Origin of the sequence: Streptomyces griseus subsp. griseus, from assembly GCF_003610995.1 — a bacterium.
Lineage (GTDB): Bacteria > Actinomycetota > Actinomycetes > Streptomycetales > Streptomycetaceae > Streptomyces.
Genome location: NZ_CP032543.1, coordinates 6,776,070 through 6,802,239, shown reverse-complemented (window position 1 = coordinate 6,802,239; position 26,170 = coordinate 6,776,070). Strand labels below are relative to the sequence as shown.

The window sequence follows — 26,170 nt, the reverse complement described above, 5'->3', positions numbered from 1 at the left end:
CGTCAGCTCTCCAGCACCGCGCGCAGGTCCCACAGGGCACGCCAGGTGGCCGACCCCTGCTCGGCACGCCTGCGCACCGGGCCGTCCCAGTACCCCAGCAGCCGTGCCGCGTCGGCCGGGTCGTCCTTGCGGACGACGCCGAGCAGATGGCCGGGCAGCAGGGAGAGCACGTCCCGGTCCCCCGGGAAGTAGGCGGCGGCCAGGCCGAGGGAGCCCGCGACGGAGACCGCCTCCGCCGTGCTCATCACCGTGGAGGGACGTTCGACCTCCCAGCCCTCCGTGGACCGGCCCTCACGCAGGTCCCGGAAGGCGGTGACCAGCGCTTCGAGCACCGCGTCGTCCACCTGGTAGGCGGCGCCCGCCTGTTCCACCGCGGCGCGCGACTGGCTGCGGACGAGCGCGGTCTCGGCGTCCACGTCCCCGATCGGGCCGACCGTCTCGAAGTTGAAGCGGCGCTTCAGCGCGGCGGACATCTCCGAGACGCCCCGGTCCCGCAGGTTGGCGGTGGCGATGAGGGCGAAGCCGGGGGACGCGTGCACCTGGGCACCCTCACCGCCCGCGAGTTCGGGGACCGCGATCCGCCGCTCGGACAGCAGGGACACCAGGGCGTCCTGGACCTCGGGCAGGCAACGGGTGACCTCCTCGACGCGGGCGACCGCTCCCCGGGTCATGGCGGTGAGCACCGGAGAGGGCACCAGTGCCTGCTCGGTGGGGCCTTGGGCGAGCAGCAGCGCGTAGTTCCAGCCGTACTTGAGCTGGTCCTCGGTGGTACCCGCGGTGCCCTGCACGGTGAGCGCGCTGGTGCCGCAGACGGCCGCCGAGAGCAGCTCGGAGAGCATCGACTTGGCGGTGCCCGGCTCGCCCACGAGAAGGAGTCCGCGCTCTCCGGCGAGGGTGACCACGCACCGTTCGACCAGGGCGCGTTCGCCGACGAACTTCTGCTCGATCACCAGGCGACGGGGCACTCCGGCACTGGGCCGGGCGCCCTTCGGAAGACCCAGCGCCTCCCCCGCGCTGCCCGTCACGAAGGTGACGACGGCGCGCGGGGTGAGCCGCCAGCCGGGCGGGCGGGCACCGGTGTCGTGGGCGGCGAGGAAGGCCAGTTCGGTGGCGTACCGGTCCTCGGGCGGGATGACCTGGCGGCGCTCCCTGTCGGGCGCCGCCGCCTGGTCCGGGACGCCGGCCTCGGCGGTGCTGTCCATCTCGCTGCTGGTGGTGGAGCTGGTCATCGGCGGCGGCCCTTCCGGGGTGTACGAGTCTGCAGTTCTTCGAAGGCGGGGGCATCGCCGCCGCGGGCCCGTGCCCAGGCCGCTGCGAACAGCGCGGGCACGGGGGTGGGGGGCACGGTGCGGACACCGCCCGCCACCGGGTAAAGGCCTTCCTTCCAGGTCTCCAGCGGCAGCGCGGGGGCGTTGAGCTCCATCCAGCCGCAGGGCAGGAAGAGGGTGCGGCCGGCGCGCGAGCGCTTGGCCTCCAGGACGAGGTCGGTGGCGGCCAGTTCTGCCCGGGCCTTCTTGACGCGGGCCGGCTTCCACTCCGTCCAGCGGACGCAGTTGCGGTCCGTCGGGTCGGGCAGGGTCAGCAGCATCAGGTACAGGGCGGCGGCGTCCGCGCTCAGACCGAGAGTCGCGGCGGCCTCCGCCACCAGGTCCGGCACCGATCGGGTCGGGTCCTGCGCCGGGTGGTGCGGGGCGCCGACGGGGTGCGGGGCGCCCCCGGAGGACGTGGTGCTCTCGGCGCCCGAAGAGCCCTCGGAGGCCGTAGCGCCCCCGGAGGGTGCGTTGCCCCCGGATCCCGGAGCGCCAGCGGCGTCCGGAGTGCCCCCGGGAAGGCCCGCCGCGACCAGCGCCCCGGTCTCCTCGCCGAGCAGGGCGCGCAGGGCGAGGAGGTCGCCGGTGGCGTAGGGGACGACGGTGCCCTCGACGAGGCCGAAGGCCGGGTCCTCGGGGCCCGTCAGACCGGCCGGGCGGATCAACAGCCTCTCGTTGCTGGCGTTGCCGGGTGCGAGGAGCAGCGCACTGCCCGCCCGGACCAGTCCGTCGGCCTCCGTCCCGCCGGACTCGGGGAGCCCGTAGGCGGCGCGGATCGGAACGCCGATCGGGTGGCCCGCCTCCGTCCAGCTCAGGCCGAGGTCCAGTACCAGCTCCGGGTCGGCGAGGCGGTCGCGAAGGGCGGCGAGCCCGGTGGGCAGGTGCGACCGGAGAGGGTGCCCGTACGGCAGGGTGTAGGCGAGGGTACGCAGCGCGGTCAGGGCGGAGTTGACCGCACCGCGGGCGGCCACCCGGCGCAAACCCCGGCGGCCGGTCCCGTCCGGGGCATCGGTGCTGTGACTCAGCCAGCTCCGGGAGTCCGCGTTGAGGATCAGGTCGACGGCGCCGGGGGTGGTACCGGACAGGTCCAGGTCCAGTTCCTCGGGCACGCGGACGAGGGAGGCCAGGCGCTCCCGCCAGACCTCGGCGGCGGCCTCGATGTCCGGTCCCTTCGTCCAGAGTTGGGCCGGGTCCGCAGGCAGCAGCGCCCTGAGCAGGGCGTGCCGGTCGTCGTCCGGCAGGGCGTCCAGCCTGGCATGGGCGGCCTTGAAGGTCCGCGTCTTCACACCGAGGAGGGCGAGCGCCTCCGCGCCGGGCTCCTCCACGGCGGCCGACAACAGGGCGACGGCTTGAAGCGAGCCGATCCCGGTGGCCGTGTGGAACGTCTCGGCGGCCTCCGGGCGCCAGGGCGCGGGGCCCTGCTCCCGTACGAGGGCGGTGAGCCGGGCGAGCCGGTCGCGGGCGATGCCCTCTCGGTGGACGTGCTCGTCGCGCAGGGTGAAGCCGGCGACCGGGCCGAACGCGCCGGTCGGGTCGTGGTCCAGGGCCAGCCAGCGGGCCGTGTCGTTCAGGGTGTTCCGGCCCCGCTCGGCGACGACCACGACCGTGCGGGCACCCTTGCGCAGCACCTGGCCGAGGCGGTGCACGGCCTCCTGGTACCCCTGCCCGGGCGTGCCGCTGTACGACTCGACGAGCTCCACCTGCCGGACGGTGCCCGCCGGGTCGGCCAGCGGGCCGGCGCCGAAGGTGTCCAGCAGCACCAGGAGCCCGGCGCGGTGCTCTGGGGACATGGCCGGAGAGGTGGCCCGGTAGGCGAGTTCGGGCAGCTTGTCGAGGAGGGAGGTCCAGGACAGGGAGCCGGCGGGCACAACGCACTCGTCCCGCTGCCAGCCGTCGACGGGGGTGAAGGGGATCTTGGACGGCACGGGCGGGCCGAACGCCGGTTCACCGCCCAGGACATGGTTGACGGCGAGGATCTGCCGGATGGTGGCCCACCGGGTTCCGCCTCCCCACCAGCCGCCGTACAGACGCTCGGAGCCGAAGGCGGTGGCCTCCCGCAGGGTCGTGTCGTCGCCGTGCTCGGGCGCCTGGTCGAAGAACATGCCCTGGGTGCGCGCGGTGTTCTGAGGGGTGACCGGCTGGGCGGGCTCGGGCGGTTCCACGTACCGTACGGCCGCGACGATGCGGTCCACCGCGTTGCGGACGATGCCGGTGACACCGGCGCGGAGCCGCACGTCGGAGACCTCGGGCAGGACCCGGGCCACGGCTTCCTCGCTGAGCTCCTGCGATGAGGGACCGGTGTACTCCTCGACGGCCCGGAACGCCTCCAAGTACCGGGCGACCGCGGCGGCGACCTCCCTGACCAGCTCCTCCGCCCGCGACTCCGTCAGGGTCCGCAGGGCGGCGGAGCCGCGCTCGTCCCTCGGGCGCAGGGCGTGCCAGTAGGCGACGGGCGGCACATAGGGGGTGCCCGCCGCGTCGTCCCCGCCGGAGGAGTCGGGGGTGACGGACCACAGGCTGCCGCCGGTGCCGTCGGTGTCCGCCGGGTGTGCTTCCACGGAGCGGTGGTGCAGGGCCACGACCGGCCGCGATCCGCCGGGCAGGGCGAGAGCGCCGAGGGGCACCGGGGAGCAGTCGGCGCACAGCGGGTAGGGCAGGGTCACCGTGCGGCCGTCGGGGGTACCGGCGACGATCCGGTGACCGTCGGCGGGGGCAGCGGTGCCGGGTTCGGTGACCGTACGGCGGACCCAGCGGCCCAGGACCGTGCCGTCCGTGCCGAACGGGGTGTTCTCCAGGCCGGGCTGAAGGGGCAGCACCTGGCAGTGCTCGGTGAGCAGCCGGGTGCCGTCCTGGACGCCGGAGCGGAGGAAGGCGGGCAGGGAGGCGCGGCCGTGGGTACCGGTGGCGGGGTCGTACTCCAGCCATACGCGCTGCCGGCCCTGGTGTCCGTCGCGCCAGAGGCCGGTGCCGTCGGAGATGACCGCGCGCTGCGGCGGGAGGGAGGTGTCGCCCGCGTGCAGGGCCTTGCCGCCGGTGGCGCGGCCACCGCCGGGCAGCGGCAGGCAGACCTCGTCGGAGGCGCCGGAGCCGCCCCAGCGGGGGATCTGCTCGCCGCCGACGGTGAACACCTCGGCGGGGCGGTGCGACCAGTAGCCGCGCTGTTTGCCGTCCTCCCACCAGATGACCAGCAACTCACCGTCGACGTAACGGAAGCCGGGGGTCCGCCAGCGGTCGACGGTGCCGGGCAGCCGAAGGGTGTGGTGGAGCAGGACGCCTTCGGGGCCGACGACGACGGCGCGTTCGAGGGTGTTCAGGATCAGGGCGGGCCAGGCGCCGGTGATGCCGACGCTCTCCGAGCGGTGGTGGCGGTTGCGAGGCGAGGCGGCGGCGATCTCCGCGGCGAGTTCGGCGTAGGTCTCGTCCAGTGCGGGCCAGCCCAGTTCGTCGAGGATGCCGGTGCGCAGGGTGGCGGCGAGCAGGGGCACCACGTCATGCGCCTTCAGGAGCCGCGCCGCCTCCGGGGCGGCCTCGGCGACCACGGCGCGGAATCCCGAAAGTCTGTTGAGGGTGGACCGCAGTGCGGGGAGCCCCCGGGCGGCCGTGTACTCCTCGGCGCGGGCGGTCAGCCACTCGCGCAGGACTCCGGAGAGCACCGGGTGCGCGGCCAGCTCGGCCATCCCGGCATCGCTCAGCCGTTGGCCGCGTCCGCCGCCGAGCTCCCCGACGGTGCGGCTCAGCAGAGCGCGGAAGGCGGGGCGTGCGGTGAGGGCTACGAGGTCCCGCGCGCCGGGGGCGGTGTCGGTCAGCCAGCGGCCGAGCGCGAAGCCCGCGGGCTGCACGGTGCCCCGGTCCTCCTCGTCCGGCTCGGCGACGGGAATGCCGGAGGCCAGGCAGAGGTCGAGGATGTCCAGGTCGGCGGTGCGCTGCCAACGGCCGTGGAACAGTTCGACGGGGCGTCCGTCGGCGCGCAGCCGGTCCGCCGCTCGGGCGACCAGGGCGAGGGTCTCCGGGCTGCGGGCCACGGTGGCCTGGGCGCGCCGGCGGTGGGCCTCCCACCGGGCGAGCCAGTCCGCCGGGGAGACGAGCGGCGCGTCCTCGCCGGCAGCACCGGAGGGACCGGAGTCGTCGGGGAGGGCGGTGAGCAGTTCCTCGGCGCCGGACTCGGCCAGCAGCGTGAGCCAGCCGCGCTCGCCGTCCCCGTCCCGGCCGCCGTTCTCGGTGAAGGTCTCCGGGAAGAAGCCGAGGAGTCGGGCACGCACGGCCGGGTCCCGGTGGGCGAGGGCGACGACGGCGGGGCGGTAGGCCGTCCAGAACGAGGCGGGGGCGCGGACGACTCCCGGGGAGCCGATCAGGTCGGCCGCCAGCTCCCGTTCGGCGGTGTCGCGGTCCAGCCCTGCGGCCTTGACCAGGGCGCGCACGTCCTGGGGCAGTGCGGCGTAGGGCGGCATGCCGGCGGCACAGCGTTCGACCAGCAGACGGCGGAACTGCGCCCAGGCGTCCGCCGGGGCGAGCCGGGCCACCAGATCCCGCACGTACTGCCGCAGCGCCTTGACGGTGAGCGCACCGGCGAAGGCGAACTCCAGGAAGACGGCCCGCTGCCGGTCCTCGTCCACGACGAGGCCGTGGACCCGCTCGGCCTCGCGGGCCTTGCCGAAGAAGGAGGCCGCGTAGACGGTGTTCTCCGCCTGGAGGAAGAGGCGGGCGACCTGCTCGTAGTAGGTGGGGAGGAAGTGGGGCACGGCCCGGCCGAGCCGGGTGCCGAGCTCGTCGAAGCCCTCCTTGGCGGCACCGGCGCGGGTCCTGGCCTGCCGGCCCAGACGCTCGATGTCCTTGACCAGGGCCAGGGCGTGGTGTCCGTTGGCCGGGTCGTGGACCAGGGCCCAGGCGGGGAAGCCCAGCGTCTCCCGGCGGACCTGGCCCACGACGGGGGCCTCGGCGGCCCGGGACAGACCGAGGAATTCCAGGGCCAGGTCCTCGGCTTCGCCGAGGGTGCCGGGCACGAGGCGGATCACGGGGCGGTCGCCGAGTGCGCCGTGCGTATAGGTGCGGGCGGTGAGGGCGTCGGCGTCGTCCCGGTCGGTGGTGCCGGCCGGGAGGATGGCGCCCGCGTCCAGCAGGGCCGCCGCGCGGGCCTCGGCGGCGGGGGTTCTGCCGGCACGACCGCGGGCCTGGGCGGGGAGTGCCGCGGTCTCGGTTTCGGTGTTCACGTTGCTGTTCGTCGTCGTGGTGCTCATGCCGCCCGCTCCTCGTCCTCTACGTCGCGGCCGGCGTAGAGCGCCGCCGCCATGCGCATGCCCTCGGACCACGCGACGGGGCCGACCTCGGCGGCCGTCAGCGCGCGCCCCGAAGGGTCGGTCCAGCCAAGGGGGCCTGTCTCGGTGTCGTACGCGTCGTATCCGTCGTGCTCACCGATCCAGATACGGGCCTCCACGGTGGCGCCGTCCTCGACGACCGGGCAGACCGCGTATCCGCCACGGGACCGGTAGCCGAGCTGGGTGACGCGGCCGTGCAGGAACCGCAGTTCCTTGAAGACCCCACCGGCGTAGGTGTCCACGGAGACGGTGTCCGGGGCGAGGTCCGGCGGGCGGCGCCACACCTCGCGGAAGAGCTGCTCGGCCTGCTGGCTCACCTCCAGTTCGACCGCGAACTCCCGCAGCTCGTCCAGGTCGTCGAGGAGCACGGGGTGCGGCAGGCTCACGACGTCCGGGGTGATACGGACCGTGTCGCCGTCCAGGTCGACGAGGCCGAGACCTCGGTCGGGGTCGACATCGCGCAGGAAGCCGGCGACCCCGCCGTCCGCGCCGGTGACGACCAGGTCCCGCAGGGCCGTCTGCCACGCCGGGTCGGGCCAGACCCGGGCGAGGACGGTGGTGGGGACGGGCAGTGAGCGCACCATCCACTGCTCGACATCGGTCAGGCACCGGCGTTCGTGCCGCTCCAGCCACTCGGTGAGCTGCCGGAGCCCGACGACTGCCGGGTCGTCCTTCAGCTTGGCCGGTACGGACTTCAGCCGCCGGCCCTTCCCGTTGCGGCATACCACCTTGCCTGCCTCCAGGGCGACTTCGTAGTCGCCCGCCGGTACCCACCCCATGCGCTGTTCTCCCCGTGTTCCGTACGGCGCCGCCGGCCTGCGGCACGCTGATGAGACCCGCCGACGGCAACGCGCCGTGACGAGTGGAAGAGACTCTAGGCGGCCCCACTGACAGTGCGGCCGGGCCGGTCCGCTTTCCCGTACGGACCCGGCGTCTTCCCCGTACGGACCGGCGTGAGGAGGCCGAGGAGACCGACCGGCTGCTGCCCTGGGCGGATCGATTCCTCGTCCGCGGCGATCCTCCCGGGGGCTGAGCAGGTCAAGGACCGCGGACCCGGCCGGGCCCGGAAAACGATCAAGGGCCCGGCCGGGTCCGCCCGGTCGCACTCAGCGAGGGTCTTGTCGAGAAGGACGAAGTCGGGATCACGCTCGCGCAGTGCCTTGAGCAGGCCCGGCGCACGGTCGCCGAGCAGGTCGACGACCGCGCTGGTGCAGGCGTGGGCGGTGGACTCGTTGACCCCGACCACGGCGGCGATCCTCGCCCGAGTGGTGTGTTCGCGCAGGCACACCAGTGCCACCGTCGCGCGCTGGGACGGACGGAGCTCGCAGCGCGGCCACCCTCACAGGTGACGATCAGCGTGGGCCCGGGGTCAGGGTGTGGTGAGGTGGGCGCTGACCACGACGTTGCCTTCGTAGCGTTGGAGTTTCTTGTTGAATCCGCCGCCGCAGGTGATGAGGCGGATCTCGGGTCGGCCGGTGTCTGCGTAGACCCTCTGGTCGGGGAAGTCGTCGGCGCTGTAGACGTCGATGCCGGTGATGGTGAAGTGCGCCGTCGAGCCGTCAGTTCGCTGGATCTTGATGGTCATACCGGGTTTGAGGGCTCCGAGGTTGTAGAAGACGGCTGGGCCGGTGGGGACGTCGACGTGGCCGGCCACGATGGCGGTGCCCCGCGTTCCGGGCGAGGGGCCGCGTGCCCACCACCCGGCAAGGTTGGTGTCGTCCTCCGGCGGCGAGGCCAGGCGTCCGCCGCTCTCGATGGCCAGGTCCATCACGGGGGCATCGACGCCGATCGCCGGGATCTGCACCCGCGAGGGAGGGGAGGGCGGCATCGGCGCGGCGGGGGAAGCCTGCGAGAGGGCACTGTCCGTCGGAAACGCCGATCCGGGGTGCTGCGGCTGAGGCGGTCCCGTCGCCCCGCCGAAGAAGGCGACAGCGAGGATCGCGATGGCTGTGGCCAGGAGTGTCAATTCCCAGGGAAAGCGCCGTCTGTCTCTCCCCCTCGCTTCGCGCGGACCTGTTGCCCAGTCCGACGCGATGGGCCGGCTGTCTTCCCAGCGGTGCACGCCACCTGTCTCCCTTCATCGCTCCGCCGCGCGCTCACCAGCTCTGGCCGTGTGCCGCACCGCACGCCTCATGCGGCGGGGCGGGGCGGCACACGCGTCATGCCGGGGCGTTCCTGCCGGCGATCAGTGCTGGCGGCTGTGGGCGCGCCGGCGCAGGACAAATCCAGCTGCGGCCGCGACCGCAAGGCCGCCCGCTGCGGCGAGAGCCGGCGTGCTCGCCGGGTCACCGCTGGCGGAGCCCGTGCCGGTGTGCATGGCCCCTGAGGGCTTCTTCGACGCCGGAGCGGTCGGGTCGGCGACGGTGTCGTCGCAGACGCGCTGCGCCTGCGAGGCGGCCGCGTCGGCCTTCTGCTTGAGCTGGTCGACGTTGTCCTGCTCGGCCTTGCCCGGGTGGCCGCCCGCGTCGATCTGCTTCTGGTAGTCGGACCTGGCCGCCTCGTAGGCCGACTCCGCCTCCATCGCCGCTGCCGTGGCGGGGTCGCACTGAGTGTCCGACGCCGAAGCCATCGGCGCGGCGAACACCAGAGCGGCACTGGTCAGGGCAGTGGCGGTGGCTATCTTCAGCGAACGCATCAGAACTTCCTCCTCGGAGAGCGGCTGCGGCACCAGAGGGGTGCCGCCGACAAGACCGCCGTCCCCCAGGACGCAACCCCATCAACGGACGCCGTGCCGCACCGCATATGCCCCTGACTGCTCACCTCCTCCTCGTTCCGCCACGACTTCGCAGCTCAACACCGCGCGATTACTGCGAAACGGTGAAACGGGCAGACGACCGCCGAACGTGGGACAGGCGCGGGCCTGAACCGATGCTGACGGAGCCGGAAGCCCTGCACGGTCTTCGCGATCGTGCGGCCTTGGTACCGGCCGGCCGACGTCAACCAGCGCCGATCCGCCACCGTTTCACCCTGCCGGGTGGGAGGTCGTACCGGTCGACACTGTCGGTTCCGCGACTTCGTGAGCATGGGCTGCTGCCGAAATGGCGGATTCCGTGTTCCGTGCGACCGTGTTCACCGTCACGGAAGTCGAGCGCCTGATGAAGCGCTGGGCAGGAACCGGGGAGGCCCTCGGCGGCCGGTGCTTCTGGGCCCCGGACGGCCTAGGTGTAGTGATCACGAGCGTTGGCAACACGGGTCGGGTCTTGATCGTGGCGAAGACCTCCGGTGGTGGAGGTGTCCAGGTGTTGCGGGACAGGACGTCGGTGACGCAGGCAGGCTGTGAAACCCAGATGCCTCAACGGGCATCGGTCGGGTAGCGTGCGGGCCATGTCGAGTCCTGAGTCAGACAAGGTGGGGGCTTTCGGTCACGCCGTCAGCCCCCTGAACCACTGAGCTCGTAGCCCTGTCGTCGCGCCGCTTTCTGCGGTGGGACGCGTGTGCACTCGGGGCTGGCCGCGGTGACGAGATCGACCTTCTCGTGCCTCTCCTCACCTCGGAGCCACTCGATGCCTCTTCCGCTGTACCTGCTTGCCCTGGCGGTCTTCGCCATGGGGACCTCGGAGTTCATGCTCGCCGGCTTGTTGCCGGACATCGCCTCGGATCTCGACGTCACCGTCGGGGCGGCGGGCATGCTCACCTCGGCGTTCGCGATCGGCATGGTCGTCGGCGCGCCTCTGGTGGCTGCGCTTGCCCGCACCTGGCCCAGGCGCCCGGTCCTTCTCGGGTTCGTCCTTGTGTTCGCGACAGCTCACGTCATGGGCGCCGTCACCACGCGCTTCCCCGTCCTGTTCGCTACCCGCGTCGTTGCCGCGCTCGCGAACGCAGGGTTCCTCGCTGTCGCTCTGACGGCCGCGACCATGTTGGTCTCACCCGGCAGGAAGGGACGCGCGCTGGCCGTGCTGCTGTCCGGCACGACGGTGGCCACGATCGCCGGTGTCCCTGGTGGGGCGGTGCTCGGCACCGCACTCGGCTGGCGGGCCACCTTCTGGGCCGTCGCCGCTCTCTGCCTGCCCGCCGCTCTCGGCATCCTGAAAGGCATCCCGGCAGGACGTGACGAGGACGAGGCGACCGGCAGGCCGGCGTTGCGAGTGGAGCTGGCCCAGCTCACCCGCGCGCGGTTGGTCCTGGTGATGCTGATCGGTGCACTGGTGAACGCGGCGACCTTCGCAAGCCTCACCTTCCTTGCCCCCGTGGTGACCGACAGCGCGGGGCTGGGCAGGCTGTGGGTCTCTGTCGCTCTGGTGCTCTTCGGCGCAGGCTCCTTCGTGGGCGTCACCCTCGCCGGGAGGCTGTCCGACCGCAGTCCCGGCCTGGTCATCGCGGTCGCCGGTCCGTTGCTGCTCATCGGCTGGCCGGCTCTTGCGGTGCTGGCCAACGAGCCGGTCAGCCTGTTCGCCCTCGTGTTCGTGCAGGGCGTGCTGTCGTTCGCACTGGGCAGCACGCTGATCACGCGCGTCCTCTACGAGGCCGGGGGCGCCCCCACGATGGCCGGCTCGTACGCGACCGCGGCGCTCAACGTGGGTGCCGCCGTCGGCCCCGTCATCGCTGCGGCCTCTCTCGGCACCGGCGCCGGGGTCCTCGGACCGCTCTGGGCGAGTGGGGTTCTCGTCGCGGCCGCGCTGCTCATCGCGTTCCCCCTCCTGGCCGTCATCACGGCTGACCGGAGCACCGAGGTGCTGCGGTGACACATAGGAACGCACCCTTGGACGTCGAGGGACGCCTACGGCTCGTGGGGCGCTGCCGCACCCGTCCGATCGCGCACGTCGCCGCCGAGGCCGGTGTCTCCCACGCTTGCCTGTCCAAGCGGAAGAACCGGTACGAAACGCACGGCGAAGCCGGACTGCGGGAAGTCAGTCCCGAACCGGTGTGGCCGGAGTGATGTCGTACGCCTTCTGTACGAGAGCGGGGCGGCTGCCGTCGTTCAGCTGCCGGTCCCACAGGGCGTCAACTTGTCGGCGCGCCTGTGGCTCCATCTCTTCGGGGAGCAGGTTGCGGTAGCGCCGGTCCTCGCCGAGCAGGACGCGTACCGTGCGCTCGTAGACCGGTTCGGGGTCGTACTGCTCGTGCGGGAAGGCCAGCTCGGCGTAGTCGTAGAGGCGGTCGGCGGGGTCATCGCGCCACTCCTTCCACGTCTCGAACATCGTGTCGTTGAAGCCCGTCAGGAAGGGGCCCGGGTTGATCGTGGCCACGGTGACGCCGAACTCGGCGAGCTCCTGGTCCAGCGCGTCGGCGAACGCCTCCACCGCGTGCTTCGATCCGGCGTAGGCACCGGTGAACGGGTCGACGGTGAGTCCGGCGACCGAGGACATGAAGACGATGCGCCCACTGCCGCGCGCGACCATCCGGCGGGCGATGCCCTGGGTGAGCAGGACGGGCCCGAAGACGTTGACCTCGAACTGGCGGCGCAGCCGTTCCTCGGGGATGTCGGCGGTCGCACCGCCTTCGGAGACTCCGGCGTTGTTGAGGAGGACCTCGACCTGCCAGGAGCAGGCGTTCTCGCGGTCTCCGGGGTCGGTGACGTCGAGCTTCTCCACGCGCAGGTCGACGCCCCGCTCCCGCGCTTCGGCGCGCACCGCGCTGACCTGGGCGATGATCTCCACGCCCGCGATCACCTGGTGCCCGGCCGCTGCGAGCCGCAGTGCGACTTCTTTACCGAAGCCACTGCCCGCTCCGGTGATGAGAATCGGTCCCGCCATGGTGGTTGAGCCTTCCTGTGCTGGTGTCTGGCCTGTTCCGGCATCGATCCCCGGATGCACCTTGCCCAGCCGCCGTACCCGCGGCCGGCTTGGCTACAAGGCTGCGGCCGCGGCCTTGGCCACGGCGGTGTCCCGCTCCGGTGAGCCGTCGCTGACCCCGACCGCGCCCACCACCTCGTCATCGATCCTCAGCGGGAGCCCGCCCGCGAAGACCAGCACTCGGCCCACCCCGGACAGGGCCATGCCCCAGAACTGCCCGCCCGGTTCGGAGTCCCGGGCCAGATCGCCGGCGGCCGGCCGGAACAGGACGCTGGTGTGCGCCTTGTCGATGGAGTGCTCGATGCTGCCGAGCTGGGCTCCGTCCATCCGCAGGTGAGCGACCGGACCGCCACCCGCGTCCGCGACAGCGATGTTGCTGGGAGCACCGATACGGTCCACCTCGGCGATACCCACGTCGATGATCGGGCGGGCATCGCTGAGACCCACGGTGCGTGTGCTGTGCATACGACAGACGGTAGATCCCCGGACGTCAGGACGCCTTTCGGTACACCCGTCCCGGCCCACAGATCCGCAGGACCATCGACGCCTCCTTGCCCGGCACACTGCCCTCTCCCCCGACGAAAACGGCCTCCCGATCCGTTCGCGCGGTACACCCGGATGACTTCGTTCACCTTCAGTGACATAACCGGGGACTGCACGACGCGCCGAAGTCACAGCCCACCTTCGGCCCCGCCGCCAAGAGCCGCTTCACTCCTCAGGTCTTCGGCGACGAACCGGTCGGCCTGGTCGTCCTCATCGGCGTCAACGACCTGGCCCACCCGGCATCCCTCCTGGAGGCGGCCGACGAGGTGGTCACCGCCGACGAGCTCCTGGCAGCCATCGGCGCGTTCGCCAGGTCCAGCCGACGGCACGGGGCACGGTCCCTCGTCTGCACCATCCCGCCCTTCTCCGGCAGCGACGCCTGGACCGTGCAGGCCGAGGCAGTACGGCAGGAGGTCAATGCAAGACTCAAGGCCGAGACGTCCTTCGACGCGGTCGTGGACCTGGACTAACCCCTGACGGTCGAGACGTTCGCGGCCTGACTCAAAACGTCTGCACAGGCCGCGGGTGCTGGCCGTCAGCGAGCCTGCGTCATCAGCCCCGCAGGCGGATACAGGACCGCAGAAGCGTCAGCCTGCGCGTCATCAGGGTGATTGATGAGTGCCCAGGTCGGGTGGGCTTCGGAGTGACGGTCCAGTCGGCTCGCGGATGACCCGAGCCCCGGCACCGGCCTGACTCTGAGGACACCGGTGCACCCGGTTACCTGCCGCCAGGACCAAAGGGTTCGACGACACAGGTAGGTCGACTCACGTGATCGTTCTACGGGACGCCTTGGGGGCGGCCGGTCCGCTGTGGGGCGCCCAGGAGAGTGGCGCCCCACAACAGCCGCCCTCCACGAGGCTCTCGCTGTGGAGGGATGAGGTTCCACGCAGCCGGCGGGGAAACCTCGTCATGAACGGGGCCTCCTCCTGACGCCCGCTCACATTCCGTATTCGCCGCGGAGGCGGCGTTGGATTGGTCGGTCCCTGCATGACACCCGGACGGCCCAACTCCGCCAAGGCCCGAGGCCGGACGGCCGGGGCGCGACCGACGAAGTTTCTCGCCCACCGACCAATCCGTCTTCGTGGCAGCCCCGAATAGCTGACATGACGAGCAGAGCCGCACAGCCGATCCGCCGCACAGCGGACGGCGCCCCCAGCCTCTCCACGGACGAGCCATCTGACCCGAGCCGCTCTGTGCCGGGGCACCTGGCCTGACGTCACCAGTGCAAGACATCGGAAAGCCTCGCCGATGTCTATCCACCAATGAATACGCAGCGCTACCGATCGAACACACAGGAGAATGCCTTGACCGCCTTCCGTTATCGCCGCGCCGCCCTCGCCCTCACCGCTGCCGCCGTCCTGCCTCTGACGCTTACCGCCTGCGGCGGGAGCGACAGCTCCTCCGACGCCGCCGCCGACAAGTCCTCCAGCTCCGCCCCGGCGGAGGAGCAGTCCAGCGCACCGGCCGAGGACACGACCCCTGCGGACGGCCCGTTCGGTCCGGCCTGCGCGTCCGTCCCCGAGGACGGCGCGGGCTCCTTCGACGGCATGGCCCAGGACCCGGTCGCCACCGCCGCCTCGAACAACCCGGACCTGTCCACCCTGGTCACGGCGGTGAAGAAGGCCGGCCTCGTCGACACCCTCAACAACGCCCAGAACATCACCGTGTTCGCGCCGACCAACGACGCCTTCGCCAAGATCCCGAAGGCCGACCTGGACAAGGTCCTGGCCGACAAGGAGATGCTCACCAGCATCCTCACCTACCACGTCGTCGGCGAGAAGCTCTCTCCCATGCAGTTGGAGAGCGGCACCTACGACACCCTCCAGAAGTCCCCCCTCACCACCAAGGGCACCGGCGAGAACTACACCGTCAACGACACATCCAAGGTCGTCTGCGGCAACGTCCCCACGGCCAACGCGACCGTGTACATCGTCGACACCGTTCTCATGCCGAAGAGCTGAGCCCCTTTCCACGCCTTGCGTGCGGGGGCTGGAACGGGCCGGGCCCCGAGTCATCTTCACCGACTCGGGGCCCGGCTCATGTCCGTTGCCGGTCAGGGGCGAACGGTGCACAGGGCGAGCAGGCAGAGGTTGAACCCCTGGGTGTTGCTGGGGCCCGGGTGAGCTCCGGGTGCGGAATCGCCGACCGTGCACCGGGCCAGCAAGCAGAGGTTTCCGCCCTGTATGCCCCGGTAGAAGGCGGCCAGGCCGGGGGTGGCCGCCTCGGCAGGCGCGGCCTGCGTCTGGCGGGGAACCGCAGGGGCGGAGGGGGCCGCCGACGCGGCGGGGACCGCGGCCAGCAGCGCGGCAGCGACTAGGGCCCCCACGAAAGGCCAGCGGGCAGTGGGTGCGAGAGGCTTCACGGAGTTCTCCGATATTCATGACGCGCAGGAGATCCGGACGGATGTCCGAACTCTCCCTTCTTCGGTGTGCCACCCCCCTCCGGATGGCTCTTCGGCGTAATTCCGCCATGCGTTTGGCTCATACGCGCCAGCGAACTGCAAAACGCCCTCCGGAGTGACGTGTCGTGCGTCACATGGGCAATCCGAGGCTGGTGCGGCTTCGGATCACTGACGTGACGGCCCGCTCGGGACTACGTCAGCTCCGAGGAGGCAGTCTGCATGCACCGGCCCGTCGATATGCGTGCTTCACGATCGCGATGCACAGGCGCCCAGCCTGGGCAGGGCACCTGTTCCACTCCCACCCTTACCGGCCGACGGGTCTCCGGGTGCCCGTCCGTCCATCCCGGCCGGCTGCGTCGGCCGTCCGCCTCCCCCGCCATGTTCCGTCCTGCCGCACCCGCGCGCCCCGCAGCCTGACGAAGCGGGCGTCCCCCCACCGAGGTGAATTCGCGTGACCGACGTACCGAACACCAAAACTCCGCCGGGCACGATACGCCTGACGGCCGCACAGCAGGGGGTCTGGTTCGCGCAGCGACTCGACCCCGCGGACCCCTCGTACAACATCGCCGAGTACGCCGACATCCAGGGGCCGGTCGACGCCGGGCTGCTGGGCCGCGCCGTCAACCACACCGCGACCGAGATGGAAGCCCTGCGCAGCACCTTCGGTGAAGTGGACGGCGTTCCCTATCAGCGCGTGGAGGAAAGCGTCTCGTTGGCGGTGCCCTTGGTGGACCTCTCCGGTGAGGAGGATCCGCACGCCGAGGCTCTACGGCGTATGCGGCTCTGCCTGGCGGAGGCGGCCGACCTGTCCGCGGGGCCCCTGGTCCGGGTCACCCTCTACCGGCTCTCCCCCTCGCGCCACCTCTTCCATCAGCAGGTCCACCACCTGGCGCTCGACGGCTACGCGGCGGTCCTCGCACTCTCCCGGATCGCCGAGGTGTACACCGCGCTCACTACGGTGCCGGGCCACACGCCCGCGCCACGACCGGCGACCTCACTCGCGACGCTCGTCGAGGAGGAGGATGCCTACCTGGCTTCCGAACAGGCCGCGAAGGACGAGCGGTTCTGGACGGCCCACCTGGCGGGCGCCCACCCGCCCGAGGCGCCTGCGGGGACCGGTGAAGCGGGGACGTACGGGACGGTATCGGTACGGCGCGCCTACAGCCGGGCGGAGGCGGACCGTCTCAAGGCCGCCGCCAGGCGGGCCGGGACCGGGTGGCCGACATTCGTCATGGCGGCGCTGGCCCTGTGCCTGCACCGGGAGAAGGGGCTCGGCGAGGTCGTGCTCGGCCTGCCCGTGACCGGTCGTCGCACTCCGGCCGCGCGGACGACCCCCGCGATGCTCAGTTCTATCCTGCCGATGCGGATCTCCGTGTCCCCGGCCGATCGCGTGACCGGTCTGGCCCGGCGGGTGTCCGCCGAGGCACGCTCGGTACTGCGCCACCAGCGCAGGCCGGCGGAAGCACTGCGCCATCAGCTGGGACTGACCGGTACGCGGGCCGCGTTGACCGGGCCGACCGTCAACATCCTTGCCTTCGACGACGCCCTGCTCTTCGGTCCCCACCGGGCCACCCTGCACAACCTGTCGATCGGCCCGGTCGAGGACCTCGCGGTGGCCGTCCACGCTTCCTTCGGCGACGGTGGCCTGGAGATCGACCTGCTGGGCAACGCCGGGCGCTACCGCCGGCAGGATCTGGCGGGGCCTCACGAGCGGCTGTGCCGGGTGCTCGACGCGTTCGTGGCGGACCCGGAAGTCTCCGTCGGAGCCGTGAGCCCCGTCGATGAGGACGAACAGCGGCGGGTCCTCGGCCTGGGGGGCGCACGGGCGTCGAGGCGTGACGCGACGGCGCCGGTACCTCTGCCTGAACTGTTCGACCGGCAGGCGCGCCGGACTCCCCACCGCACGGCCGTCGTGTGCGACAGCGCGACACTCACCTTCGGCGAACTCGGCCGCCGGGTCGACGACCTGGCCCGTGTGCTCACCGCGGAGGGCGCACGGCCCGGCACGCGCGTGGCCGTGGGACTGCCCCGGTCGACCGACCTGGTGGTGGCGATCCTCGCGGTGATGCGGACCGGGGCGGCGTACCTGCCGCTGGACCCGTCCTACCCGGCGGACCGGCTCGCCTTCATGATCGAGGACTCCCAGCCCGTGGCGCTGGTGGCGACCGCGCCCTCGGCGCGCGCCATCGACCCCCACGAGGGAGTCCCCCGCATCGACCCGGCCACGGTGCCTCCCGGCGCCGGTGAACCCCTCAAGGCACCCGGGCCCGAACCTCACGACGCCGCCTACGTCATCTACACCTCCGGTTCCACCGGCAGGCCCAAGGGCGTCGTCGTCGAGCACCGGTCGCTGAGCAACCTCCTGGAGCACCACCGGCGGGAGTCACACATCCTGGCCGAGGAGGCCCTGGGGCGCCGGCTGCGGGTGGCGCTGAGCGCCGCGACCTCCTTCGACGCGTCCTGGGACCCGGTGCTATGGATGGTCGCCGGACATGAGCTCCACGTCATCGCGGACGATGTGCGGCGCGACCCCCAGGCCCTGGTGCGGTACCTGGTCGACCACCACGTCGACGCCATCGAGACGACCCCCACCTACCTGCGGCAGATGATGGCTGCCGGCCTGCTCACCCCGGGGAGTCACCGGCCCCGCGTCATCGCCCTGGGCGGCGAGGCGGTCGATGAGGGGCTGTGGGAGGAGCTGGCGGCCGATCCCGGCCTGCTGGTGTTCAACTTCTACGGCCCCACCGAGACCACCGTCAACGCGGTCACCGCGAGGGTCACCGGCGACTCTCCGGTGATCGGACGTCCGGTCGCAGGGGCCGGGGCCTACGTGCTGGACCCGTCACTGCACCCGCTGCCGCACGGGTCGGTGGGTGAGCTGTATCTCGCCGGCGAGGGACTGGCCCGCGGCTACGCAGGCCGCCCCGGACTCACCGCGGAGCGCTTCATGCCCGACCCCTTCGGACCTCCGGGCGCGCGGATGTACCGCACCGGCGACCTCGCGCGGTGGGACGAGGGCGGCTCCCTGGAGTTCGTCGGACGCAGCGACCGGCAGATCAAGGTGCGCGGCGTGCGGGTGGAGACCGGCGAGATCGAGGCCGTGCTGCGCTCCCTGCCCGGCGTCGAGGACGCCGCTGTGGCACTGACGACCGCACCCGACGGACCCGAACGCCTCGCCGCGTTTCTGGTGGCCGGCCCCGGAGCCCCCGGCCATGTGGAAGCGCGCGACGCGGTAGCCGCCCTGTTGCCCGGTGCGTTGGTGCCGACGGCCTGGGCCACCGTGGAACGGCTGCCTCTCACCCCCAACGGCAAGCTCGACCTGACGGCTCTGCCCCCGGCCGCGCCGGTCGCCTCCGGCGGAGGCGCGCCGCGCTCGGCGCAGGAGGCCCGGATGTGCGCGGTGTTCGCCGCGTGCCTCGGAATCTCCGAGGCCGGCCGGGACGACGATTTCTTCGCCCTGGGCGGTCACTCCTTGCTGGCGATGCGGCTGATCGGCCGGATCCGGGAGGAGTTCGGCGCGGAGGTGCCGATCAGCGCCCTGTTCGCGGCGCCCACCCCGGCCGGTCTGGTCGCGGCCCTGGGCGGGGCGGGCGCGGCCCGGCGTCCGGTGACGGCGGTCGTGCCCCGCCCCGATCATCTCCCGCTGGCGTTCGGCCAGCAGCGTCTGTGGCTCCTGGAGACGCTGGGCGACGCGGGCTCCTCCTACCACCTGCCGGTGGCGCTGCGCCTGCGCGGCCCGGTGGACAGCGACGCCCTGGAGTTGGCGCTGCGCGACATCGTTCAGCGGCACGAGGCCCTGCGCACGATCGTGGTGACGAGCCCGGAGGGTCCCGGCCAGCGTGTCCTGCCGCCACATCTGCTTCCGTGTCCGCTGCTGCGCGTCATGCCTGCCGGCGAGTCAGCGGCCCCGGACGGCGTCCCCTTCGACCTGGAGCGGGAGATCCCGCTGCGCGCCCGGCTCTTCACCGTGGCCGCCGACGATCATGTCCTGGTCGTGACACTGCACCACATAGCCGCCGACGGATGGTCCATGGGGCCGCTCATGCGGGACCTGTCCGCCGCCTACGGCGCGCGCCGCGCCGGGCAGGCGCCCGGCTGGGACCCGCTTCCCCTCCAGTACGCGGACTTCGCACTGTGGCAACGTGACCTGCTCGGAGATCCGGACGCGCCGGACAGCCTCGCCCGCCGTCAGCTGTCCGCCTGGGCCGGTTCCCTGGCCGGGCTGCCGGAGGAGTCGTCCTTCCCTGCGGACCGGCCGCGTCCGGACCGGCCCTCAGGCCGGGGCGGCACCGTGCCGGTGCACGTCGGGGCTCACGACCACCGGACGCTGGTGGAACTGGCCAGAGCGTCCGAGGCCAGCTCCTTCATGGCGCTGCACGCGGCCCTCGCCGCCCTCATGTCGCGTCTGGGAGCGGGCGAGGACATCGCCGTCGGCACACCGGTGGCGGGCCGTACCGAGGCGTCGCTCGGCGAACTGGTGGGCTTCTTCGTCAACACACTGGTCCTGCGAGCGGACGTCTCCGGCGCGCCGTCCTTCCGTGAGCTCACGGAACGGGTGGCCCGGACCGACCTGGCGGCCTACGCCCAGCAGGACATCCCGTTCGAGAGGGTCGTCGAGGAGCTGGCGCCGCCGCGCTCGCTCAGCCGCCATCCCCTGTTCCAGGTGATGCTGAGCCTCAACAACACGCCCGCGCCCCGTCCGCACCTGGACGGTCTCGCGGTGAGGCGTGAGATGTCCGTGGGGCGCTCGGGCTCCAAGTTCGACCTCAGCTGGGACCTGTCCGAGCGGCACGACGAGGCGGGCCGCCCGCAGGGGATCACCGGTGAGCTGGAGTACGACGAGGACCTCTTCGACAAGGCCACGGCGGAACGATTCGTCGAACACTTCACCCGCCTCCTGAGCGCCCTGCTCGCAGAGCCGGACCGCCCGCTCGCCGATCTGGACTTCCTGAGCCCGTCACAGCGCGCCGCAGCACTGGACGAGCTGCCGCGCACCACGACAAGGCCGCTCAGCGCGACCACGGAGGCGGTCGGCGGAGACTGGACGGTGCTGGACGTCCTGGCGACACGGGCGGCCGTCCAGCCGGACCGGACGGCCGTCGTGGCCGACGACGGCCGTCTCACCTTCGGTGAACTGCGCCTGCGTACAGACCGGCTGGCCGCCTCCCTCGTGGACCGCGGAGTCGGCCCCGGTGACCGGGTGGCGGTGGCACTGCCCCGGACCTCCCTCGCCGTCGTGGCGCTGCTGGGGATCCTGCGGGCCGGGGCTGTGTACGTACCGCTGGACACGGCTCAGCCGGCGGCCCGTACCGAGCTGGTTCTCGACACGGCCGCCCCGCACCTGGTGCTCGCCACCGCCACGACCAGCGCGGTTCTCCCGGACTCGGTGGAGGTACTGCTGCTCGACGGGACCGGGCAGGAGGCCCTCCCCCCGGCGGCGGGTCTGCCCGCGCCGCCGCGCGGCCGGGACGCCGCCTACGTGCTGTACACCTCCGGGTCGACCGGGCTGCCCAAGGGCGTGGTGGTCGAACACCGTTCGCTGGCCGCGCTGTTGGCCCATCACCGCGACCGGCTCATGGGCCCGGCGGAGGCAGCCAACAACGGGCTGCCGCTGCGGGTGGCCCACACGGCAGCGATGACGTTCGACGCCTCCCTGGACCCCCTGCTGTGGATGATCGCGGGCCATGAGCTGCATCTCGTGGACGACACGACGCGCCGCGATCCCGAGGCGCTGACCGCTCTTCTCCACGAGCGTGCGATCGACGTCGTGGAGACCACTCCCTCCTACCTCGAACAGCTCCGCGCGTGCGGCCTGTTCGCCCCCGGCCGCCCCCGGCCACGAGTGCTCGCGCTCGGCGGGGAAGCCGTGACGGCCCCGCTCTGGCGGGAGCTGGCGGGCCTGTCCGATGTCTCCGTGTGGAACCTGTACGGACCCACGGAGACCACCGTGGACAGCGTGATGGGCCGGGTGCTGCCGGCAGTGGGACCGCACCTCGGCCATCCGGTGACCGGCGCCCGCGCCCGCGTCCTGGACCGGCGGCTGCGGCCGGTCGCCCCCGGAGTGACGGGTGAGCTGTACGTGTCGGGCCCGGGCGTCGCGCGTGGCTACGAGGGCCGTTCCGCCGCGACAGCGGAGCGCTTCCTGCCCGATCCCCACGGAGCGCGGGGCTCACGGATGTACCGGACCGGCGACCTGGTGCGCCGGGTCGAAGGCCGCCTGGAGTACCTCGGCCGGGCCGACGGGCAGATCAAGATCCGCGGCTTCCGGGTCGAGACCGGCGAGGTCGCCTCCGCTCTGGACTCGCACGAGGACATCGCGCGGTCGGCCGTCGCGGTCCGCTCCGACGCAGACTCGGGAGATGCGCAACTGGTCGGCTGGGTGGTGCCGGCCGGTCATCGAGAGCTCTCCCCCAGGGAGTTGCGCTCCTTCGTGGCGCGGCGGCTGCCCGCGCACATGGTTCCCTCGCTGATCGTTCCCGTGGACTCCCTTCCGCTGACCGCGCACGGGAAGGTGGACTTCTCGGCACTGCCGTCGACCCCGCCGGCGGGGAGCCCGGAGGGGACGGGGCGGGCCCCGCGCTCGGCACCGGAGGAGATCCTCTGTGCCCTGTTCGCGGAGAGTCTGGGGCACGAAGAGGTTTCCCCGGACGACGACTTCTTCGAGCTGGGGGCCATTCCCTGCTGGCGACGCGGCTGGTCGGGCGGATCCGCTCGGCGTTCGGCGTCGAGCTCCCGGTTCGGGCGCTCTTCGAGTCGACGACCCCCGCCGCGCTGGCCGAACGGCTCTCGGAGGCGGGCTCGGCGCGGCCCGCCCTGCACCGGGCACGGCGCACGGAGCAACCGCCGCTCTCCCCGGCGCAGGAGCGCCTGTGGTTCCTGCACCAGCTGGACCCCCGGGCCGCGGCGTACCACATGGCGTTCACCGTGCGGCTCACCGGTGCCCTGGACCAGAACGCTCTCCGGAGCGCTCTGGGTGATGTGCTGACCAGGCACGAGAGCTTGCGCACGGTCGTCGAGCCCGGTGACGGCCGTCCCCGCCAGCGTGTCCTCACGCCCGGTGACGCGCGGCCGGAACTTCCGCTCGTGGCGGTCGAGGAGGCGCACCTCGGCGGGGCCCTGCGTGAGGCCGCGGCCGACCCCTTCGACCTGGAGCGGGACGTGCCCCTGCGGCCGGTCCTGTTCCGCAGCGCGGCGGACCGGCACACCCTGCTGGTGACCGTGCACCACATCGCGGCGGACGGCTGGTCCATGGGGCCGCTCGCTCAGGACCTGGCCGGTGCCTATGCGGCACGGACGGCCGGCCGGGCGCCGAACTGGAACCCGCTGCCGGTCCAGTACGCGGACTACACCCTGTGGCAGCGCGACCTGCTCGGCGACTTCGCCGATCCCACGTCCACCGCTTCGACCCAACTCGCCTACTGGGAGGACCGGCTGAGTGCCGCCCCGGAGGAGACGGCCCTGCCCACCGACCGCCCCCGGCCGTCCTCTCCGAGCGGTCTCGGAGGGACGGTGGCGGTCCGTGTTCCGGAGGAGACCATGGCCGGTGTGGCACGGCTGGCGAGGTCGACGGCCAGCAGCACCTTCATGGTGCTGCACGCCGCCCTGGCGGCCCTGCTGCACCGGATGGGGGGCGACAGCGACGTGCTCGTCGGCACCCCGGTGGCCGGGCGGACGGATGAGGCACTCGACCCGCTGGTCGGCTTCTTCGTCAACACGCTCGTTCTGCGGACAGACCTCGGCGGCAACCCGGACTTCACCGAGCTGCTGTCCCGGGTCAGGGAGACGGACCTCGCCGCATACGCCCACCAGGAGCTGCCGTTCGAACGGCTGGTGGAGGCCGTCCGGCCGACCCGGTCGCTCTCCCGCCACCCGCTCTTCCAGGTCATGCTGACCCTCAACAACCACCGGCCGCCGCGCCTGGACCTGCCCGGTCTCCAGGCCAGGCTGGAGGCGGTCGACACCGGAGGCGCCAAGTTCGACCTCTCCTTCTCCTTCACCGAGCGGCCGTCGGCCACAGGGGACGGAAGCAGTCTCGACGGAACGCTGGAGTACAGCCGCGACCTGTTCGACGCCGATACGGCCGTACGGATCGCCGAGCGCTTCGCCCTCCTCCTCGCCCACGCCGTGGGCGATCCCGGCATGGTCGTCGGCGACCTGCCGCTGGTCGGCGATGAGGAACAGCGACGCCTGCTGGCTATCGGCGAGAGCCATGGCCGGTCCGTGGACGGCCCCACGCCTTTCACGACCGTGCTGGACCGGTTCGCGGCCACGGTGGCCTCGGCGCGCAGCGGTGACATCGCGGTGACCGCGTCGGACGGCAGCCTCTCGTTCACCGAGCTGGACACCCGCTCGGACCGCATCGCCGCACTGCTCGTACGGGCCGGTGCGGGCCCCGGGGACCCGGTGGCCGTCCTGCTTCCGCGCTCCACCGACTCCATCGCCGCCCTTCTCGGTGTGCTCAAGGCAGGAGCCGTCTACGTACCGGTCGACGGCTCCCTCCCGCAGGGCAGGATCGACGCTGTTCTGGCGGACGCGCGCCCGCACACCGTGCTCACGGCCGACAGCACGCACGACCGGGCCCGGGGCCACGGGCGTCGGCTGAACCTCTGCTCCCCCGAATGCGCCGACGCGTTTCCCGAAGGCTCCGCGCACCCGCGTGGGCAGAGGCCCCCGGAACCCGGCGAGCCGGCCTACCTCCTCCACACCTCGGGTTCCACCGGCCGTCCCAAGGGAGTTCTCGTCGGCCACGGGTCCCTCGCCCGGCTGCTGGAACACCACCGCCGCCATGTCTTCGCACCCGCCGTACGGGCGGCCGGGAAGCCTCAGCTGGACGTCGCGCTGACGGCCGCCCTGTCCTTTGACGCCGCGTGGGACCCGGTGCTGTGGATGCTCGACGGACACCGGCTGCATGTGCTGGACGACCTGACACGACGCGACCCCGAAGCCCTGGTCCATGCGGCGCATGTCCACGGGTTCGACGTACTGGAGTCCACGCCGACGCACGTGCGTCAGCTGCTGGACGCAGGGCTGTTCGCCGAGGACGGTCCCGTTCCGTCCGTGATCGCGCTGGGCGGCGAAGCCGTACCGGCCGCGCTCTGGGACGACCTTCGGTCGCGGCCGGGGCTCACAGCCTGGAACTTCTACGGCCCCACCGAGGCGACGGTCGACACCCTCGTCGCGGACCTCCGGACGGCCGGACGGCCTGTGCTCGGCTCCCCGGTCGACGGGACCTCGGTACGGCTCCTCGACGACCGGCTGCGGCCGGTTCCGGTCGGGGTGACCGGCGAGCTCTATCTGGCCGGCGACAGCCTGGCTCTCGGCTACCACGGGCAGTCCGCGCAGACCGCGACGCGATTCGTACCCGACCCCCACGGCCCGTCGGGCGCCCGGATGTACCGCACCGGAGACCGGGCCGTTCGCAGGTCCGACGACACTCTGGAGTTCGCCGGCCGCGCCGACAGCCAGGTCAAGGTGCGCGGCTTCCGGGTGGAGCCGGAAGGAGTCGCCGCTGTTCTGACGGAGCATGCGGACGCCGCCCAGGCGGCGGTGGTGGCACATGGCGAAGGGCCCGGGGGTTCGCGGCTCACCGCCTATGTCGTGCTCACCGAACGATCCGGCACACCGGACCGGACCGCCCCCATGGCCCCCTCGGATGCGTCCCGGTCCGAGGCCGACCGGCTCAACGGGATACGGGAGCACGCGGCCGCCCGGCTGCCCGCCTACATGGTCCCGTCCGCCTGGGTCGCCCTGGACGCCGTCCCGCTGACCCCGAACGGAAAGCTGGACCGTGCGGCCCTGCCCGCGCCACGGGCCGACGCGGGGAACGGGCGCAGCCCCCGCAACCCGCGGGAAGACGTGCTGTGCACGCTGTTCGCCGAGACGCTGGAGCTCGAACGCGTCCTCATCGACGACGACTTCTTCGCGCTGGGCGGGCATTCGCTGCTGGCTGCCGGGCTCATCCGCCGCATCCGTGACGCACTCGGGGTGGACGTCAGCATCCGCAGTCTGTTCGAGGCGCCCACGGTCGCCGCACTGGCGGAACGCATCGGCACCGGCGTCCAGGACGATCCGCTGGCCGCCCTGCTGCCGCTCCGCACCAAGGGCACCCTCGCCCCGCTGTTCTGCGTCCACCCGGCGGGCGGCCTGGCCTGGGCGTACGCCGGGTTGCTCCCCCACCTGGAGAACGACCGGCCGGTCTACGGACTCCAGACCCCGAACCTCGACGGCACCCGGCCCTTCCCGGACAGCATCGAAGCGATGGCCGCCGTGTACGTGGCCGAGCTGCGGGCCGTCCAGCCGCACGGCCCCTACCACCTCTTCGGCTGGTCCTTCGGCGGCAACGTCGTCCAGGAGGTCGCCGTCCAGCTCCAGGAGGCGGGCGAGGAGGTGGCCCTGCTGACGATCCTGGACGCCTTCCCGCTCGCCCCGCTGGACGACCTGGACAGCGCGAGCCGGGACACCGTCTTCCGGGCCCTGCTCTCCAACATGGGGGTCGGCCAGGAGGCCCTGGAGGGCAACAGGCCGGTCGAGGCCGTCGCCGTACGCGACCAGTTCCGTGCGAACGGGAGCCCTCTCGGGGCACTGGAACCGGCCACGATCGACGCGATGGTCGACAACTTCGCCGGTCAGGCCAGGCTGATGCGGAAGTACACCCCCCGTGTGTTCCACGGTCCGGCGCTGTTCTTCACCGCCGTCGAGGGCCGCCCCGCCAACACCTTCGATCTGTCCCTGTGGGACCCGTACATCACCGGTCCCGTCGAGAACCACGACGTGGCGTGCGCGCACGCCCAGATGATGCAGCCCGCCGCGCGGGAGCAGATCGGCACCACCGTCACGGCCGTGCTCACGGCCGGTCACCCCACCGATTGAGGA

Annotated in this window: 11 protein-coding genes and 3 pseudogenes; 5 read left to right on the top strand and 9 right to left on the bottom strand. The window is 72.4% G+C overall.

Annotated elements, in window-relative coordinates; translation table 11 throughout:
- Positions 1–2: 2 nt before the first annotated feature.
- The 6 genes and pseudogenes from D6270_RS30465 to D6270_RS30440 form a co-directional block, all read right to left on the bottom strand.
- Positions 3–1,229: an ATP-binding protein gene (locus D6270_RS30465; RefSeq protein WP_109162497.1), complete on the bottom strand. Its 1,227-nt coding sequence runs from the start codon at positions 1,227–1,229 to the stop codon at positions 3–5.
- A complete protein-coding gene (locus tag D6270_RS30460) occupies positions 1,226–6,544 on the bottom strand; it encodes a hypothetical protein (RefSeq protein ID WP_109162498.1) in 5,319 nt (1,772 codons plus the stop codon). The genes D6270_RS30465 and D6270_RS30460 overlap by 4 nt, the downstream gene beginning before the upstream one ends.
- Positions 6,541–7,401, bottom strand: a complete 861-nt coding sequence (locus D6270_RS30455) for a DUF4132 domain-containing protein (RefSeq protein ID WP_109162499.1) — start codon at positions 7,399–7,401, stop codon at positions 6,541–6,543. The genes D6270_RS30460 and D6270_RS30455 overlap by 4 nt, the downstream gene beginning before the upstream one ends.
- Positions 7,402–7,718: 317 nt before the next feature.
- Positions 7,719–7,978 (bottom strand): annotated as a pseudogene (locus D6270_RS30450) (transposase family protein); the annotation flags it as partial.
- Positions 7,979–7,991: 13 nt separating this feature from the next.
- Complete coding sequence (locus D6270_RS30445; protein ID WP_109162500.1) at positions 7,992–8,684, bottom strand: class F sortase; 693 nt, start codon at positions 8,682–8,684, stop codon at positions 7,992–7,994.
- A gap of 123 nt (positions 8,685–8,807) precedes the next feature.
- Positions 8,808–9,257: a GVDTG sorting domain-containing protein gene (locus D6270_RS30440; protein WP_109162501.1), complete on the bottom strand. Its 450-nt coding sequence runs from the start codon at positions 9,255–9,257 to the stop codon at positions 8,808–8,810.
- Positions 9,258–10,125: 868 nt separating this feature from the next.
- Here D6270_RS30440 and D6270_RS30430 point away from each other — a divergent pair.
- Together D6270_RS30430 and D6270_RS30425 are read left to right on the top strand one after the other, a co-directional pair.
- Complete coding sequence (locus D6270_RS30430; RefSeq protein WP_109162503.1) at positions 10,126–11,304, top strand: Cmx/CmrA family chloramphenicol efflux MFS transporter; 1,179 nt, start codon at positions 10,126–10,128, stop codon at positions 11,302–11,304.
- Positions 11,301–11,462, top strand: a pseudogene (locus tag D6270_RS30425) (IS481 family transposase); the annotation flags it as partial. The gene D6270_RS30430 and the pseudogene D6270_RS30425, both read left to right, overlap by 4 nt.
- A 7-nt stretch (positions 11,463–11,469) precedes the next feature.
- On the opposite strand, the gene D6270_RS30420 reads toward D6270_RS30425, so the two are convergent.
- The gene (locus tag D6270_RS30420; RefSeq protein ID WP_109162504.1) at positions 11,470–12,315 is read right to left on the bottom strand and encodes an SDR family oxidoreductase; all 846 of its coding nucleotides are present in this window, start codon (positions 12,313–12,315) and stop codon (positions 11,470–11,472) included.
- A 93-nt stretch (positions 12,316–12,408) separates the two neighbouring features.
- Complete coding sequence (locus D6270_RS30415; protein WP_109162505.1) at positions 12,409–12,819, bottom strand: GlcG/HbpS family heme-binding protein; 411 nt, start codon at positions 12,817–12,819, stop codon at positions 12,409–12,411.
- Positions 12,820–13,163: 344 nt separating this feature from the next.
- Between D6270_RS30415 and D6270_RS30410 the strand changes: the two genes are divergently transcribed.
- A complete protein-coding gene (locus D6270_RS30410) occupies positions 13,164–13,367 on the top strand; it encodes an SGNH/GDSL hydrolase family protein (RefSeq protein WP_109162506.1) in 204 nt (67 codons plus the stop codon).
- 834 nt (positions 13,368–14,201) lie between these two features.
- Positions 14,202–14,858: a fasciclin domain-containing protein gene (locus D6270_RS30405; protein ID WP_109162507.1), complete on the top strand. Its 657-nt coding sequence runs from the start codon at positions 14,202–14,204 to the stop codon at positions 14,856–14,858.
- Between the two features lie 92 nt (positions 14,859–14,950).
- Here the strand turns inward: D6270_RS30405 and D6270_RS30400 are convergent, their stop codons facing one another.
- Entirely contained in the window at positions 14,951–15,223 is a 273-nt protein-coding gene (locus tag D6270_RS30400) for a hypothetical protein (protein ID WP_225976992.1), read from the bottom strand.
- 526 nt (positions 15,224–15,749) lie between these two features.
- On the opposite strand from D6270_RS30400, the pseudogene D6270_RS30395 reads away from it, so the two are divergent.
- Positions 15,750–26,167 (top strand): annotated as a pseudogene (locus tag D6270_RS30395) (amino acid adenylation domain-containing protein).
- Positions 26,168–26,170 lie beyond the last annotated feature (3 nt).